The sequence below is a fragment of the Streptococcus sp. HMSC057G03 genome (assembly GCF_001808745.1).
Lineage (GTDB): Bacteria > Bacillota > Bacilli > Lactobacillales > Streptococcaceae > Streptococcus > Streptococcus parasanguinis_Z.
Window position 1 is genome coordinate 1 of record NZ_KV794426.1, and the last position, 1,354, is coordinate 1,354.

Genomic DNA, 1,354 nt, shown 5'->3' on the forward strand with positions numbered 1-1,354 from the left:
AAAGCAAAAGAGAAAAAATCGGAAAGCTTCCAAGTACAAGTTAGCGTAGCTGATCTTCGTATTCGAAAAGAACCGTCTACTTCAGCTCCTTCTGCAGGGATGATCGCAAAAGGTATTCACACCATCACGGAAACCGTAGATGCGGATGGCCATACCTGGGGCAAATTGGAATCTGGACAAGGCTGGATTGCTCTTGACTATACAACGCGTGTGGATGGTTCTAAATCAGCAAGCTCAAGTAAGAAAAGCAACGGAATGAATATTCAAGAAATTCAGAACGGTGATTTTTCAAGTATTGCAGGAACCTGGAAAAATGGTCTAGGTTGGGTTCTGGAATTTGATAAAGATGGTTTGACAGGAAAAGGATTTGTAACAGATGGTAGTGGAGTTGTTGATAGAATTAATCCCGATCACGGCTATATTAGTGGGGGATCCATAGTTCAAAACCAAATACAGCTGGTGGAGCTGCGATCTCATTCTTGCCAGCTGGAACACCTATGAAGCCAGATAGTAATCAGAATAGTGATCCATCAGATACATCAAAAGACCGTATATGGGTTGGTCAACAATATATTTGGGATACTGACTCGTTCTTCTACCGTGTGGACTAAAGGAGTGGTACTATGAGGAAATTGATGATTTCACTACTGGCGGCTGCGTCCGTTCTAGCTCTGGTGGCTTGTACGCCCAAACGCTATGAACGCCAAAGCAAACCAAAGACAGCAACGTCATCAGCTGTCAAAAAAGAAAAGAAGGATACAGGTCAGAAGTATTATCAAGAGGTATTAGATCGCTACAAAGCTTATGCAGCCGCAATTAATGTCAAAGATCAAACAGCTTTACAAAATGAACTGAAGAAGATCGAAGCAACTTCAGAAGAATATGCGTATGTCTTTAATCTTCAAACACTTGGGAGTACCAATGAGTGGCAATATGCTTTTGAAGACCTTAATCGTGATGGTAATGATGAACTGCTGATTGGGGATGGCAAAACGATTGCTGCGGTGTATTATTTGAAAAATAACCAGCCAACCTTGCTCCATGTAGCCTATGTAGCTTCTGCAGGTGGCTATCGCTCCAGCTTAGATGTTTTTGACAATGGGCAAATCGTTTATGCCACTTGGCAATCCCTTAATCCAGAAATGGAATTGACCCTTTATTCGCTAGGAAAAGGCGAAGCCAAGGAAGAAAAGAAAGCAACCATTCAAATCGGTGGGGACCAAACAGCAGAGCAGGCTCTTGGGATTTCAGCCAAGCAGTTGGACCTCACTAAGCTGGACTGGAAAACGTTTGATGGTTTAGGAGATTCCAAATCATCAGCAAAAGCAAAAGAGAAAAAATCGGAAAGCTTCCA

Annotated in this window: 1 protein-coding gene and 1 pseudogene; both read left to right on the forward strand. The window is 42.5% G+C overall.

All coding sequences use genetic code 11. From position 1 onward, the window contains the following. The coding region (locus HMPREF2686_RS06210) for a DUF6287 domain-containing protein (RefSeq protein WP_222560534.1) at window positions 1-501 on the forward strand (501 nt) is incomplete at its 5' end. A 122-nt stretch (window positions 502-623) separates the two neighbouring features. Beyond that, a pseudogene (locus HMPREF2686_RS06215) lies at window positions 624-1,354 on the forward strand (hypothetical protein); the annotation flags it as partial.